At 64.6% G+C, this 12,585-nt stretch carries 14 protein-coding genes and 1 tRNA gene; 6 read left to right on the forward strand and 9 right to left on the reverse strand.

Annotation, left to right across the window (positions count from 1 at the left end; genetic code table 11):
- Positions 1-408: 408 nt before the first annotated feature.
- The 5 genes from L0U83_RS03940 (at position 409) to otsA (ending at position 4,797) form a co-directional block, all read left to right on the forward strand.
- Positions 409-717, forward strand: a complete 309-nt coding sequence (locus L0U83_RS03940) for a hypothetical protein (RefSeq protein ID WP_233880712.1) — start codon at positions 409-411, stop codon at positions 715-717.
- 310 nt (positions 718-1,027) lie between these two features.
- A complete protein-coding gene (locus L0U83_RS03945) occupies positions 1,028-2,413 on the forward strand; it encodes a sigma-54-dependent transcriptional regulator (RefSeq protein WP_233880716.1) in 1,386 nt (461 codons plus the stop codon).
- A 91-nt stretch (positions 2,414-2,504) separates the two neighbouring features.
- Complete coding sequence (locus tag L0U83_RS03950) at positions 2,505-2,762, forward strand: hypothetical protein (RefSeq protein WP_233880718.1); 258 nt, start codon at positions 2,505-2,507, stop codon at positions 2,760-2,762.
- Positions 2,763-2,880: 118 nt separating this feature from the next.
- Positions 2,881-3,102 carry a hypothetical protein gene (locus tag L0U83_RS03955; protein WP_233880720.1) on the forward strand — a complete coding sequence of 74 codons (222 nt, stop codon included), beginning with the start codon at positions 2,881-2,883 and terminating at the stop codon, positions 3,100-3,102.
- Between the two features lie 222 nt (positions 3,103-3,324).
- The gene (gene otsA, locus L0U83_RS03960; protein ID WP_233880722.1) at positions 3,325-4,797 is read left to right on the forward strand and encodes an alpha,alpha-trehalose-phosphate synthase (UDP-forming); all 1,473 of its coding nucleotides are present in this window, start codon (positions 3,325-3,327) and stop codon (positions 4,795-4,797) included.
- 120 nt (positions 4,798-4,917) lie between these two features.
- Here otsA and L0U83_RS03965 read toward each other — a convergent pair whose 3' ends face one another.
- The 7 genes from L0U83_RS03965 to L0U83_RS03995 form a co-directional block, all read right to left on the reverse strand.
- Positions 4,918-5,517, reverse strand: a complete 600-nt coding sequence (locus L0U83_RS03965; protein ID WP_233880725.1) for a hypothetical protein — start codon at positions 5,515-5,517, stop codon at positions 4,918-4,920.
- Between the two features lie 110 nt (positions 5,518-5,627).
- The gene (locus L0U83_RS03970) at positions 5,628-7,034 is read right to left on the reverse strand and encodes an MFS transporter (protein ID WP_233880727.1); all 1,407 of its coding nucleotides are present in this window, start codon (positions 7,032-7,034) and stop codon (positions 5,628-5,630) included.
- 71 nt (positions 7,035-7,105) lie between these two features.
- Positions 7,106-7,609 (reverse strand): YbhB/YbcL family Raf kinase inhibitor-like protein, encoded by a 504-nt coding sequence (locus tag L0U83_RS03975; protein ID WP_028205781.1) that lies wholly within the window; start codon positions 7,607-7,609, stop codon positions 7,106-7,108.
- Positions 7,610-7,804: 195 nt separating this feature from the next.
- The gene (locus L0U83_RS03980; protein WP_233880729.1) at positions 7,805-8,254 is read right to left on the reverse strand and encodes a very short patch repair endonuclease; all 450 of its coding nucleotides are present in this window, start codon (positions 8,252-8,254) and stop codon (positions 7,805-7,807) included.
- Positions 8,255-8,294: 40 nt separating this feature from the next.
- Positions 8,295-9,641 carry a DNA (cytosine-5-)-methyltransferase gene (dcm, locus tag L0U83_RS03985; RefSeq protein ID WP_308445019.1) on the reverse strand — a complete coding sequence of 449 codons (1,347 nt, stop codon included), beginning with the start codon at positions 9,639-9,641 and terminating at the stop codon, positions 8,295-8,297.
- Positions 9,642-9,779: 138 nt separating this feature from the next.
- Positions 9,780-10,088: a hypothetical protein gene (locus tag L0U83_RS03990; RefSeq protein WP_233880731.1), complete on the reverse strand. Its 309-nt coding sequence runs from the start codon at positions 10,086-10,088 to the stop codon at positions 9,780-9,782.
- Positions 10,089-10,172: 84 nt separating this feature from the next.
- A complete protein-coding gene (locus tag L0U83_RS03995) occupies positions 10,173-10,445 on the reverse strand; it encodes a hypothetical protein (protein ID WP_069265389.1) in 273 nt (90 codons plus the stop codon).
- Between the two features lie 437 nt (positions 10,446-10,882).
- On the opposite strand from L0U83_RS03995, the gene L0U83_RS04000 reads away from it, so the two are divergent.
- The gene (locus L0U83_RS04000) at positions 10,883-11,572 is read left to right on the forward strand and encodes a hypothetical protein (RefSeq protein WP_233880733.1); all 690 of its coding nucleotides are present in this window, start codon (positions 10,883-10,885) and stop codon (positions 11,570-11,572) included.
- Between the two features lie 455 nt (positions 11,573-12,027).
- Here L0U83_RS04000 and L0U83_RS04005 read toward each other — a convergent pair.
- Positions 12,028-12,102: transfer RNA gene (locus tag L0U83_RS04005), tRNA-Arg, on the reverse strand.
- 218 nt (positions 12,103-12,320) lie between these two features.
- On the reverse strand, positions 12,321-12,503 hold the full coding sequence (locus tag L0U83_RS04010; RefSeq protein WP_233880735.1) for a rubredoxin: 183 nt from the start codon (positions 12,501-12,503) through the stop codon (positions 12,321-12,323).
- Positions 12,504-12,585 lie beyond the last annotated feature (82 nt).

Consider the following 12,585-nt stretch of genomic DNA (forward strand, 5'->3'; position numbering starts at 1 on the left):
TCCTGCAAATATAGTGCGGGGCGTTCTCTTCTGCGCGCATCGGCGTGCGTTTGCGCGTATCGGGGAACAGGCCCTGCGATCCGGGTCTGGCCGTCCAGGACAGGTGCGGAACTTGCCGCTCCGACGGCCGCGAGGTTTGCATCTCCGAGATCTGGCTCGGGGGTTGCTCGGGTTTGCTCGAGGTTTGCTCGTTAACGCGTAAACATTTAACCACTGCCGCGCATGACAGGGCAATGGACCTGTCCAGGCATCGGCGAGCGAGCGTGGCACGCATCCTGCTGCGGAACTTGCACGAGCTTGCGCCGTCTGCTTTGTAGGGGCCGCGCATTGGCCACGCCCCCGGCGATGGCATTCGAGTCAACTCGCGCGTCTTCCGTCTTTGACGATGCGTATCTGGGAGAGGGCGATATGTCGAAGAACCGCAGCGGTTTGGTAGGAAAATTGGTGACCGTCGGCGCGCTTGGCGCCATGGCGGGCATGCTGGCCTGGCGTTTCTCGCAGCGTCACCGCCTGCAACGGCAAACTTTTTATCGCGACATAAGCCGCTGGGAAGGCGAAGGCGGCTCGCTTGCCGATACCACGGGCAACACCGGCGAGGGCCCCGAAATGGCGATGGCCGCGGGCGCCTCGGACTCACCGGAACACGGCATGAAAGGCCGGGTGGCCAACGGCATGAACGGCTCGAGCGGTATGCCCTGGCCGTTTCCGCATAGCTAGGCAGGCGGGCGTCGCCGGGGCCACGCGAGAGCCGTGCCCGCTTGTCTCGAATAAGTCTATAATAGTCAAATCAACAACAATCAAGGTTCGGGCGGCCCGCGGCTGACGGTATTGTTGCTCGGTTGTAGCAAAACCGCGAATATTCGGGCTTTGTCGTCCAGAGCGTGCGTCCGACCGTTTCGTACTCCACTGCAGCGCAATAACGTGCGTCGCGACTTCCGCGGCGCCGGGCAAGTCTGCCCGGCGCGCTTGCGAAGGGCGCGGCGCTCGCGCTTTGGAGCCACTCACCTATCAAGGCTGACGAGACGCGATGCCACATGTATTGATTGTCGATGACGATGCAGAAACCCGCGAGGCGCTGGCGGCCGTGGTGAGCGAAGATGGGCTCACTACCGCGCAGGCAGGCGACCTGCGTGAAGCGCGCATCCAGCTCGTGCGGCAGATGCCGGACGTGGTCTTCACCGACCTGAAGCTGCCGGACGGCAGTGGCACCGACCTTTTCGAGGATCTCGACCCGCGCTCGGGCGTCGAACTCGTGGTCATCACCGGACATGCCACCGTCGAGACGGCCGTCGACGCGCTCAAGGCCGGCGCGATCGACTACCTGGTCAAGCCGATCAATCTCCAGCGCGTGAAGGCGATCCTGAACCGCCTGCCGCGCGCGGGCGACCTCAAGGCCGAAATCGGCACGTTGCGCGGCGAACTGCGCCGCATGGGCCGCTTCGGCCTGATGCTCGGCAATTCGCCGGCCATGCAGGAGGTCTACGACCAGATCAGCCGCGTCGCGGTTACGCCCGCTTCGGTCATGCTGGTGGGCGAGTCGGGCACCGGCAAGGAAGTGGCCGCCCAGACCATCCACCAGTTGAGCCTGCGCCGCAAGCACGAATTCCTCGCAGTGAACTGCGGGGCGATCTCGCCGAACCTGATCGAATCGGAAATGTTCGGTCACGAGCGCGGTTCGTTCACGGGCGCGGACCGGCAGCACAAGGGCTATTTCGAGCGCGCCAACGGCGGCACGCTGTTCCTCGACGAAATCACCGAAATGCCGATCGAGTTGCAGGTGAAGCTGCTGCGCGTGCTCGAAACTGGCATGTTCATGCGTGTGGGCACGACCAAGGAAATCGAGACCGACGTGCGCCTGATCGCTGCGACCAACCGCGACCCGGAGCAGGCCGTTGCCGAAGGCAAGTTGCGTCTGGACCTTTATCACCGCCTGAACGTGTTTCCGATCAGCCTGCCGCCGCTGCGCGAGCGGGGCAAGGACGTCGAACTGCTCGCCCAGGCGTTCCTCGACGAACTGAACGAGCGCCATGGCACGAAAAAGCAGTTTCCGGCGGCCGTGCGCGAGATGCTGGCGGCCTACCCGTGGCCCGGTAACGTGCGCGAGCTGAAGAACTACGTGCAGCGCGCGCACATCATGTCGGGCAACGACGGCGAGTTCACGGCCACGGTGCCGCTGCAGATCTCGCTCTCGAAACCGATTGCGGGCACCGCGGTCACGATCCCGTTCGGCACCTCGCTCGCCGACGCCGATCGCCAGCTCATTCTCGCGACGCTCGAGCAGTGCGGCGGGGTGAAGACGCGCGCGGCGGAAATTCTCGGCATCAGCCTGAAGACGCTCTATAACCGTCTTGTGGAGTACGGCAACGAAAGCGCCGGCAAGGGCGATGCGCCCGCGCGCGTAGCGGGCGCTTGAGCAGCACTCGCGTGTGCGCCCGCGTGGCGCGCACGCGCGGGCGGTACGACGCTTGCAGTGTGAGTTTCGCATCCATCATGAGGAGCGAAAGATGCCGAGCTGCAAATCCAGTGATGCCGTCCGCGTGAAGCCCTGGCTCGCGCATACCCCGCAGCCCGACGAACCGCCGCCGGACCAGCCCGGCGAGCCCGACGTGCCGCCCATCGGCGATCCGCCGACTCAACCGGGCGAAGTGCCACACTCAGCACGCGTCCATTCGACCCTTCGATCTCCTCTCGAAATCGTCGCTCGCGCGGCGCTGCGCCCGCAGCTGCTTGCACCGCATGCCGCAGCGGCCGGACGAACCTGATGCCTTTTATGTACTAGTTACAAAAGCGCCACCTTTTTTACCGGCGAAATCACGCGGCGAACCCTAGACTATAAAAAACGCCACAACCGCGTGGCCGCCTTCCGCTGGAGGCATCGACATGAGACATCCTGCCTTGCGCCGCTCCGCACGTTACACGGGCAAGCGTGGCCCGCGCGATTCGCAAGAGAAGAGCGGTCCTCCGCCATCGGCCGCGCCGGACCCCGCAGGCCAGAACCGCGCGGCGCCAGGCGTGCCGCCCGACGGCGAGCACAACCAAGGCGGGGCGCGGGCTGAGGGCATCGAGTACCAGCGTGATCTCGGCTCGGAGCAGGACGCCTGATTCTCTTCGAATCGCCGGTCGCCGCTCACTGTCTGCAGGTCGGGTTGCTGGCCTGACTGATCACCGGGGTATTCCGCACTTGCGTGCTTGCCGCGCGGAATTCGCTCGTCCGGTCGGTTGTGAGAAAAAGTTTTTGCTCAGACCCTGCCGAACCGGCACGCGTCTTGCGTACGTACCTGAAGCATTGTCTTCGGACCCAACGAAACAGGAGGTAGAGCCGCAATGGGCAGACTGATCGTGGTATCGAATCGCGTTGCGCCGACCCAGGAGGGCCGACCCGCAGCGGGTGGGCTCGCAGTCGGCGTATTGGACGCGCTCAAGGAAACCGGCGGAGTGTGGTTCGGGTGGAGCGGCGAAACGGTCGCGGAGCCGTCCGCACCGGTCATCGAGCAGCAGGGCAGCGTCACTTACGCGACGGTGGGTCTTACCCGGCGTGACTATGACCAGTACTACAAGGGCTTCTCGAATACGACGCTCTGGCCGACGTTCCACTACCGCAATGACCTCGCGCGCTACGAGCGCCAGGAGTACGGCGGCTACCTGCGCGTGAACGTTTCGCTCGCGCGTCAGTTGCAGCCGCTCATCGAGCCCGATGACATCATCTGGGTGCACGACTATCACCTGATTCCGTTCGCGCGGTGCCTGCGCGATCTCGGGGTGAAGAACCCGATCGGCTTCTTCCTGCACATTCCGCTGCCGGTGCCCGAAGTCATGCGCTCGGTGCCGCCGCACGAAGAGCTCATGAAGTTCATGTGCCACTACGACGTGGTCGGCTTCCAGACCGGCGCCGACCGCCAGGCCTTCCTCGACTACATCGAGCGCGGCGGCCACGGCACGGCGAGCGAGGACGGCATGGTCCACGCGTGGGACCGCTTCCTGAAGGTCGGGGCGTACCCCATCGGCATCTATCCGGAAGCCATCGCCCGGGCCTCCTCGCAGTTCTCCGACCGCAAGGCTGTGCGCAGCCTGCGAGAAGCCATGCGCGGACGCAAGCTGATCATGAGCGTGGACCGGCTCGATTATTCGAAGGGGCTCGCCGAGCGATTCCAGGCGTTCGAGCGCCTGCTGCAGAACGGGCCAGGCTGGCATGGCCGCGTCTCGCTCTTGCAGATCGCGCCGCCGACGCGCTCCGACGTGCAGACCTACCAGACGATCCGCCGCAATCTCGAAGGCGAGGCGGGCCGCATCAACGGGCGTTTTGCGCAACTCGACTGGACGCCGATCCAGTACCTGAACCGCAAGTACGAGCGTAACCTGCTGATGGCGCTGTTCCGTGAGGCGCAGGTGGGTTATGTGGCGCCGCTGCGCGACGGCATGAATCTCGTGGCGAAGGAGTATGTGGCTTCGCAAAATCCCGACGATCCCGGTGTGCTGGTGCTTTCGCAGTTCGCGGGCGCGGCCGAGCAGATGCCGGGCGCGCTGGTCGTGAATCCGTACGACCTGAATCAGACGGCCGAGGCGCTGGAGCGCGCGCTATCCATGCCGCACGCCGAGCGCGTGTCGCGCTACAACGACATGATGGCGTCGCTGCGCGAGAACAATCTTTCGGTATGGCGCGATACGTTCCTCGCCGACCTGCGCAGTGTCGCGACGGCGGCTTCGGTCACGGCCCGGGCGCGCAATGCCGCGCCGGCAGGGAAAACGTCCGTGCAACTGCCCGCGGCCGAACAGGCGCCGCGCGCAGCGCGTGCGTAGCGAGGCCCCGGTGGCGGGCATGCCGCCCGTGACCGTCTAACGTTCTCTCGACGCAAATGCATACACGCGGCGGCCTTCGGGCCGCCGCTTTTTTGCGTTCGCCTCAAACGCGGCGGACGCTCAGATCATCCGCTGGCCGCTCGGCGCAGCGAACGGCATCGGCGCGCGGGTGGGATCGAAATCGGCCCAGTGGCCGTCGTGCCAATGGCCCGAGGCGCACTCGATATCGACGGCCCCGCCTTCGCGCAGCAACTGCGCAGCGAGATCCTGATTCTCGTAGCAGACGTGCACCGAGAGCAGGACGCCGTCGCTGCGCATTTCGCGGTGCACCCTCTCGTGGTGCGCAGACATCTGTTGCGCGGTGGCTTTCGCGCCTACGCTCGCACCGATGCGCGCTCCGATCCAGGCGCCCACGCCGGCCGCGATCACGACCGAGGGCAGCGCCGCCGAGAACGCACTGAAGAGCACCACGCCCACTACGGCACCCGCCACCGCGCCAGCGGTGACGTTGCGTGTGTGATGCGATGACACGGCGACGGTCGTGGGCGGCGCGCCTGCGGCGGAGTGCGTGTCGTGCGTGGGTTGGCGCGCATGCTGGCCGCGCGGATTGACGAAGAACAGGTTGACGTCTTCTTCGAGGAAGCCGCCCGCGTACAGCTTTTCGGCTGCGGCTTCGGCAGCGGGGAAGGTCGTGAACCGACCAGCGACGATCAGTGACATGGGAAGCCCCCTTTGCACGATTCGGCAGGTTGACTCGCCGGGCGCCGCCGCGAATGCGGCTCGCCCTAAACCCATGTTAGTGCCTGCGCGAGCGCAGGGTTAGGCCGTGCTTAGCCCGGAGTCTGCGCCGTGGCGCCCGGCATCAGGCGCAGCAGGCTCACCACCGCCGCGACGGCGGCGAAGGCCGTCGCCACGTAGAGCGCCACGGTCGGTCCGTGTTGCGGCGCAATGCCAAAGATGAGCGCCACAAGCGCCGCGCCGAGCGTTTGCCCGGTGAGGCGCGCGGTGCCGAGCATGCCGCTCGCGCCGCCGCTGCGCTCGCGCGGCGCGGAAGAGAGAATTTGCCGGTTGTTCGGCGACTGGAACACGCCGAACCCCGCGCCGCACAAGGCCATGCGCCAGCAGATGTCGAATACGGAGGGATGCGCTCCGAGCGTGGCGAGCGAGAGCAAGCCAAGTGCGAAGAGCGCGAGGCCGATGCCGCCGAGCATGCCCGCCGGATAGCGGTCGGAGAGCGCGCCCGAAAGTGGCGCGGCGCCGATGATGACGAGTGGCCAGGGCGTCATGAGAAGGCCCGTGTCGACCTGTGAGAAGCCGAGGGTTTCCTGCAGCATGAAAGGCAGCGCGACGAACGCGAGCATTTGCGCGCAGAACGAGCAGACCGAGGTGCTGATCGACAGCGCGAACACCGGGTTGGCGAGCAGATCGACCGGCAGGAGCGGCGCGGGCTGGGTAAGCTGGCGGCGCACGAAGAACCAGCCGATCACGATCGCGAGCACGAATTCGACCGCGACGAGGCGATTGCTCTCGCCGTGGCCTAGGCCGTCGACGGCAAAGATCAGGAGGCCGAACACGATGGCATTGAGCACGGCGCTCAGATAGTCGTAGGGCGCGGGATGCCGTTCGTTCACGGGCAGCGCGCGCAAACCCAGCGCGAGCGCGGCGATGCCGATCGGCACGTTGATCGCAAAGAGCCAGGGCCACGTCGCGATGGCGAGCACGCCCGAGGCAAGCGTCGGTCCGACCGCCGAGGCGATCGCAACGACCATCGCATTGATGGCGACGCCGCGCCCCAGTTGCGCGCGCGGATAGATCATGCGCACGAGCGCGGTGTTCACGCTCATGATCCCCGCGCCGCCGAAGCCCTGCACCATGCGCGCGAACGCGAGTTGGGGCAGCGTGGTCGCCAGCGCGCAGCCGAGCGACGCGATGGTGAAGAGCACCATGCCGGCCAGATACACACGCTTGTAGCCGATGCGGTCGCCGAGCGAGGCCAGCGGCAAGAGCGAGATGGTCACCGAAAGCTGATACGCGTTGACGATCCAGATCGAGCTTGCCGCGCTCGCATGAAGGTGCCGCGCGATGGTCGGCAATGCGACATTGGCGATCGCGCCGTCGAGCACGGCGAGTGTGATGCCGAGCGCGACCACGAGGATCGCGTAGTAACGCTGTGGGAAGGGCAGGCCGGATTCGATGTCGGCGGAGGAAGCGGCGGAGAGTTCGGAAAGCGTGGGCATCGACGGGAGAGGCGGCGCGCGATGGACGTGCGCCGCCGGCTGGCGGTTGTTTTCTGGTGTTGTCTGGCGGCTTATTTCAGTTCGTAGAGGCCGACGTAGGTGGTCGAGTCAACCTCGTTTAGATGCGTCATGAAGCGCGCCACCGCGTTGGTCGTTTCCGGCGTGACGGGCAGTTGCGCCGCCTTGAGCGCGTGCACGCGGAAGATGTAGCGATGGGGTTTGTCGCCGCGCGGAGGTGCCGCGCCGCCAAAGCCCACCGTGCCGTAGTCGTTGCGCACCTGCACCGCGCCCTGCGGGAGCAGGCTGCCGTCGGCCTTGCCAGCGTTGCGGGCAAGCGAGCGTACGTCGGGCGGAATGTTCACCACGACCCAGTGCCAGAAGCCGCTGCCCGTTGGTGCGTCCGGATCGTAGACGGTGAGCGCGAAGCTTTGCGTGTCGGCGGGTGGCTCGTCCCACTGCAGCGCGGGCGAGACGTTGTCGCCGTCGACACCGAAGGCCCGGTCGTCGAACTCCTGCGCCTTCGGCATGAAACCGTTGCTGGGAAAGTCATCGGACCAAAGTCGGAAATCAGCCATCGGTTGCCTCCTTCGCTTCGGGTTGTGGGACGGCGGCGCTTGCGCGCGCGGCGCGAGAGTTGTGTGCGCAGCCGGTCGATCGAGTTTATCACTGCGGGCTGTTCAGCCAGGGGTAGCTTCGCAGCGAGACATGCACGGCGCATCGGCTCGCATCGGCCGGGTGTCACGCTTGTGGCGATGTTCGTCGAGCCGCGATCACGAGCGCGCCTCGAACCAGGCGGACGACTCGTCTTCGAGCCAGGCGGCAAGCCGCTCGACGACCGCTTGCGGATCGTGCTGCGCGCCACGCAACGCGCATTCCCAGACCACCGCCACACGCCAGCCTTGCGCCGACAGTGCGGCGAGCGCTTTGGCGTCGTTCAGACGGTTGCGCGCAATCTTCTCGCGCCAGAACTCGGGTCGCGTTTGCGGCCACTTGAAGAGCGCGCAGTTGTGGCCGTGCCAGAAGCAGCCGTGGACGAACACCACGGCGCGCCGTCGCGGCAGCACGATGTCGGGCCGGCCGGGCAGTTCACGCACGTTCAGGCGAAAGCGAAAGCCGCGCCGGTGCAGCAGACTGCGGATCAGCTTTTCGGGCTTCGTATTGCGGCCGCGAATACCGGACATCATCCGGCTGCGCGTCGCGGTATCGACGACGTCCACCATCGTCTGTCGCCTCGCTTCGGTTGGCCGTGGCGCGCGCCGCTCAGCGGCCTTCCGCTGCGGCAGTTGCCGGGACCGCGTTGCGTGTGGAGCGCGAAGTGCGGGCCGTGCGCGTTGTGCGTGCAACGGCGGGAACCGGCAGCGCATCCGCACGGGGCGCCTCGTGCTGCGCGGCCAGCACCGCATCGAGATGCGGCATCATCGTGCGCGCGACTTCGCGCATCACTGGCATCACCACGCTGTTGCCGAACTGACGGTACGCCTGGGTGTCGCTCACCGGAATGCGGAAGGTGTCGGGCAGGCCCATGAGCCGGGCGCACTCGCGCGGCGTGAGGCGGCGCGGGCGCAATCCTTCGCCTTGATAGACGAGGATCTCCGAGCCGTCCTTGTGATAGCGCGCAGAAAGCGTGCGCGTGACGCTGTCCGGGAACGCGAGGCCGAAGCCGAAACCGTTGCCGGCCGCGCGGTGCTTCTCGGCGTATTGCTGCAGATAAGCCCAGAGCCCCGGCGTGAGCGTGTACTTCGGCTGCACGCGGCGCGCGCCGTGATCGAAGAAGCGCTCGCCGTCCCAGGGCAGCAGCGGCTCGCAGCCGTCGGTGCGATGCAGGATCGAGGCGAGCCGCGGGCCTTCTTCCGGCAGCGCTAGCGCGTCCCACGAGAACTGCGTCGGCTCGCGAAAACCGACGATGATGATGCGCTCGCGATGCTGCGGCGTGAAATGGCGTCCATCGATCACGCGGTAGTGGACGTCATAGCCAAGTTCGTCGCGCAGCACCTGGAGGATCACGTCGAAGGTACGGCCGCGGTCGTGCGAGACGAGGTTCTTCACGTTCTCGAGCAAGAACGCGGCAGGCCGCTTCTCGGCGATGATGCGCGCGACGTCGAAGAACAAGGTGCCCTGCGTAGTGCAGGCAAAGCCGTGCGGACGGCCAAGCGCGTTCTTCTTGCTCACGCCCGCGATCGAGAACGGTTGGCAAGGAAAGCCCGCGAGCAGGACGTCGTGATCGGGCACATCGGCGGCGTCGACCGCCGTGATGTCGCCGATGAACGGGTGGTCTTCGCCGTAGTTTTCCAGATAGGTCTTGCGCGAGAACGGATTCCATTCGCTCGTGAAGACGCACTCGCCGCCGTGCGCTTCGAAACCCTTGCGGATGCCGCCGATACCGGCGAACAGGTCGATGAAGCGAAAGCGCGCCGCGCCGCCGTTCGCGTGAGCACTGCCTTGCAGCAGTTCGCGCAGTGCGGCTTCGAGCATCGCGGGGCAGGGCGTTTCGCCCTTTTCCCAACGCCGTACGGTTTTCACGTCGCGGCCGACGTGTGTGGCGATCTGCTGTTGGGTGAAACGCTTGCGTGCCTGCTGAAGCAGGTCTCTCGGTTCGGCCGTGTGCACGGAGTCCTCGTTAGGGTATTTTTGCGGACATTATGACCGATGGTCGACCCGCGGCACCAGGAATTCCCGCTGTGCGTGCGCGGGCGCGCGTCGCGCAGGCGAATGCCTGCACGTGCGAGCGTCGAATTCAGGGGGAAGTCAGGAGTGTTGCGGGCCGGCGTTCGCCTGCTTGGGCAGCGCTGCGCAGGCAGAGGCGACGTTCAGCTCGTGCAGATCGAGCACGAGCAGCAGGCTGTCAATTTCGCCCAGTTGGCCCTTGTTCACGTGACCGGTGTCGAGCAGGCGGTGCAGCCGCTGGCGCCAGTAGTTCGGGGGGAGAATCGGCCCGCCGAAGTCGCCGGCGAGCGACAAGGGCATCACGCGACGAATGTGCGCAATATCCTGGTCGATGAGGATCGACATCATATAACCGGCGGGGAGGGGACGCGTGGTGTCCATGAAGGCCATTACGGCACTATTTTTTGTTTCTTTAGGGGAAATGGCTTAGTACTTACCCCTAATTCACCGATTATCTGTCGTTTGTTTTGTCGTTTATTCGGCAGCCGGGGGCGTCGCGCCTTGCACTTGGGCCGCGCTCTCGAAGAAGCGCCGCGTCGCTTCGAACGAGTTCAACATCTGCTCGGGCCAGGGCGTTTGCAGCATCACGGCCTGATGGTTTTCGAACGCTGCGCCCAGCTGGCGCGCGAGTTCGGGCGAATTGAGGTGGCGCAGCAGCACGCTCACGGCGATGGCCGTGGCCTGACTGGCACCGGCCGTCTGGAGTTCGGAGGCGGTGAGGGCGGCGACTTGCTTGTTGATGTCCATGGAAAACCAGATCGGGAAAAAGGGAGCGCGAGTGCGTGAAAGAGACGGGACGGGATGCACGAACCGGGTGTGGCCTTCGCGGCTTGGCATGCTCGAGCGGCTGGCCCCCTGGCAGGGCTCAATTAACAAAATGCCGGGGGCAGGCGGCGTCGCTTGCAGGGCTGAGGCGCAATGCTATCAAGCGTTTTAGCCCAATGACAAGGAAAACCCGATATGCCCGCGCGGAGTCGATGGCGTACCTCGGAGATGCGTTTGTAGTGCCTCCTATCCATGACTGCATGTACAGACCGGCACCGCCCAGGAGCCCCTTTTGGCCGAATAGTCTGGAGATTTCCAGCGGCGGCTCTTCTTTCGAAGGTCTTTCCAAAAAGGACTGAGACTGAAACAATATATCTCGTTGATAAGTCAACTACAAAAAAGAGACGAGGATAAAGAGCATGAGCCGTCAGATGCCTGAGCGCAACGAGTCGATGTGGAAGGAGGCTGCCGGGCGGCCTTCTCAGGAAGGCCGGAGTGCGAATCCGGGCGATGCGGATGCACGCCAACGCGAGCCCAGCGTAACGAGCTGGGGGCACATTCTGCGTTTGCTTGCGACTTCGATTGGTTTAGCGGTCGTTGCTGTCGCAACGTGGGTGGCACTCGACTCGATGGGAGCGCAATCGGAGTGGGAGCCCGAAGAATCAGTGCTGTTTACCGGGGGCGTCATTTTCGGCACAGCATATGCCGTTGGTTCGACCTGCTACGGCATCGCATTTTGGTGGCGAATGTTCCAACGTGGCTGGAAGCCGGCACTTTGGTGGTTCGCGGCGATGGTGTGCGTTAGCGGAGTTCTCTTCGTCACCCAGCACCGTCTCGGAGAACCTGCAATGCGGCTCTTTTCAGACGGACCGCAGGCTGAAAGTATACAAAAGGTGCCAGGTCAACTAAAAACGGCTGGGGCGGCGGCCAAAGTATTCATGCTTCAACTTGGTCGCATGATGATCAAGGCCACCATACGTATCGCCATCGGCCTTATCGCGTCGCTCCTGATCTTTCGTATTGGGGCTCTATTCCGCGAACGTACCCGTGCCCGGGTGTTCTTCGGGTATCTCGGCTGCGTCGTGTTCGTCTGTATTCTTTTCCTTTGATCCACGTGACGTCGGTCCTCCTGCTGCTGATCGCGCGAACGTACTAAACGACACGGCAAGGCGGCCGGAAGGTGTGAGCCTGTCCAACGATTTGGCGAATATGGGGCGCGTGAACGACTCCGCGCTCCCGCTCACCGTTTAAGTGACGATGCGTTGAGATTCGACCATGAAGCCAACCTCGGGGTCGAGGTCCTGAGCGAGATCACGGTACTGGTAGTTTCCAGCGTGCCCGGAATTGGCGTCTGGGTGCGTTTTGATGTCGTTAGGGACACGCGACGATGGAAGTAGAGCAGAGAACTGCCCTGTTTGGTCCTGCTGTGCTTGATCTTGACTGACACGATGGCGCAGAGGCGCAACTGAGTCATCCAGGACCACCTGTCGCAAGCAGTGTAGTAGATGCAACGACCCCGAGAAGCCCGCCAGCCAAGCCTGTAGAGGCTTTGAGGCGGTTTCTGTGGTCCCCCTGGCAGGAATCGAACCTGCATCTAGCGCTTAGGAGGCACTTGTTCTATCCATTGAACTACAGGGAGCGCGGTCGAGCATTGCTCCGTTCGATCGCCATGTTTCCCAAGTGACCCGTCATGGCGCGGAGCGGCGCGCGAAGTGGTTCGGCCTTGCGGGCCCGAGCGATATCGCGACGCAGGGCCAAGAGTATAGCAAACGTGTTCGGGCGCGAAAATGACGCCCCTTTAGTCTCGACGCCGCCCCTTGGGCCCAGCGTTTATCGCTTCACAGCAAGTCGTCGCGATCAGAACTCGACGACGGCGAATTCCGCCTTGCCTACGTCGCAAAGCGGGCAGCGCCAGTCGTCGGGGATATCGGCAAAGCGCGTGCCGGCGGCGAGCCCCTCGTCGGGCAGACCTTCTTCCTCGTTGTAGATCCAGCCGCAGATCAGGCAGACCCAGCTCTTGTACTCGATTACTTCACTCACAGCGTGTCCTTCGTCTAGTCGATTCGATGCATGGCCCGTCATGCGGCCCTTTATTTAATGCAGGGCGGCGCGGGCGACCCGC

Source organism: Paraburkholderia flagellata, assembly GCF_021390645.1.
GTDB classification, from domain to species: domain Bacteria; phylum Pseudomonadota; class Gammaproteobacteria; order Burkholderiales; family Burkholderiaceae; genus Paraburkholderia; species Paraburkholderia flagellata.

Bases quoted from the DNA above. Each gene is read 5' to 3' on its own strand.
- L0U83_RS03980 (WP_233880729.1), bottom strand. From the start codon at position 8,254: ATGGTGGACGTCGTCGATACCGCGACGCGCAGCCGGATGATGTCCGGT.
- L0U83_RS03965 (WP_233880725.1), bottom strand. From the start codon at position 5,517: ATGTCACTGATCGTCGCTGGTCGGTTCACGACCTTCCCCGCTGCCGAA.
- L0U83_RS03970 (WP_233880727.1), bottom strand. From the start codon at position 7,034: ATGCCCACGCTTTCCGAACTCTCCGCCGCTTCCTCCGCCGACATCGAA.
- L0U83_RS04000 (WP_233880733.1), top strand. From the start codon at position 10,883: ATGAGCCGTCAGATGCCTGAGCGCAACGAGTCGATGTGGAAGGAGGCT.
- L0U83_RS03950 (WP_233880718.1), top strand. From the start codon at position 2,505: ATGCCGAGCTGCAAATCCAGTGATGCCGTCCGCGTGAAGCCCTGGCTC.
- L0U83_RS03995 (WP_069265389.1), bottom strand. From the start codon at position 10,445: ATGGACATCAACAAGCAAGTCGCCGCCCTCACCGCCTCCGAACTCCAG.
- L0U83_RS03945 (WP_233880716.1), top strand. From the start codon at position 1,028: ATGCCACATGTATTGATTGTCGATGACGATGCAGAAACCCGCGAGGCG.
- L0U83_RS03940 (WP_233880712.1), top strand. From the start codon at position 409: ATGTCGAAGAACCGCAGCGGTTTGGTAGGAAAATTGGTGACCGTCGGC.
- L0U83_RS03990 (WP_233880731.1), bottom strand. From the start codon at position 10,088: ATGGCCTTCATGGACACCACGCGTCCCCTCCCCGCCGGTTATATGATG.
- otsA (WP_233880722.1), top strand. From the start codon at position 3,325: ATGGGCAGACTGATCGTGGTATCGAATCGCGTTGCGCCGACCCAGGAG.
- L0U83_RS03955 (WP_233880720.1), top strand. From the start codon at position 2,881: ATGAGACATCCTGCCTTGCGCCGCTCCGCACGTTACACGGGCAAGCGT.
- L0U83_RS03975 (WP_028205781.1), bottom strand. From the start codon at position 7,609: ATGGCTGATTTCCGACTTTGGTCCGATGACTTTCCCAGCAACGGTTTC.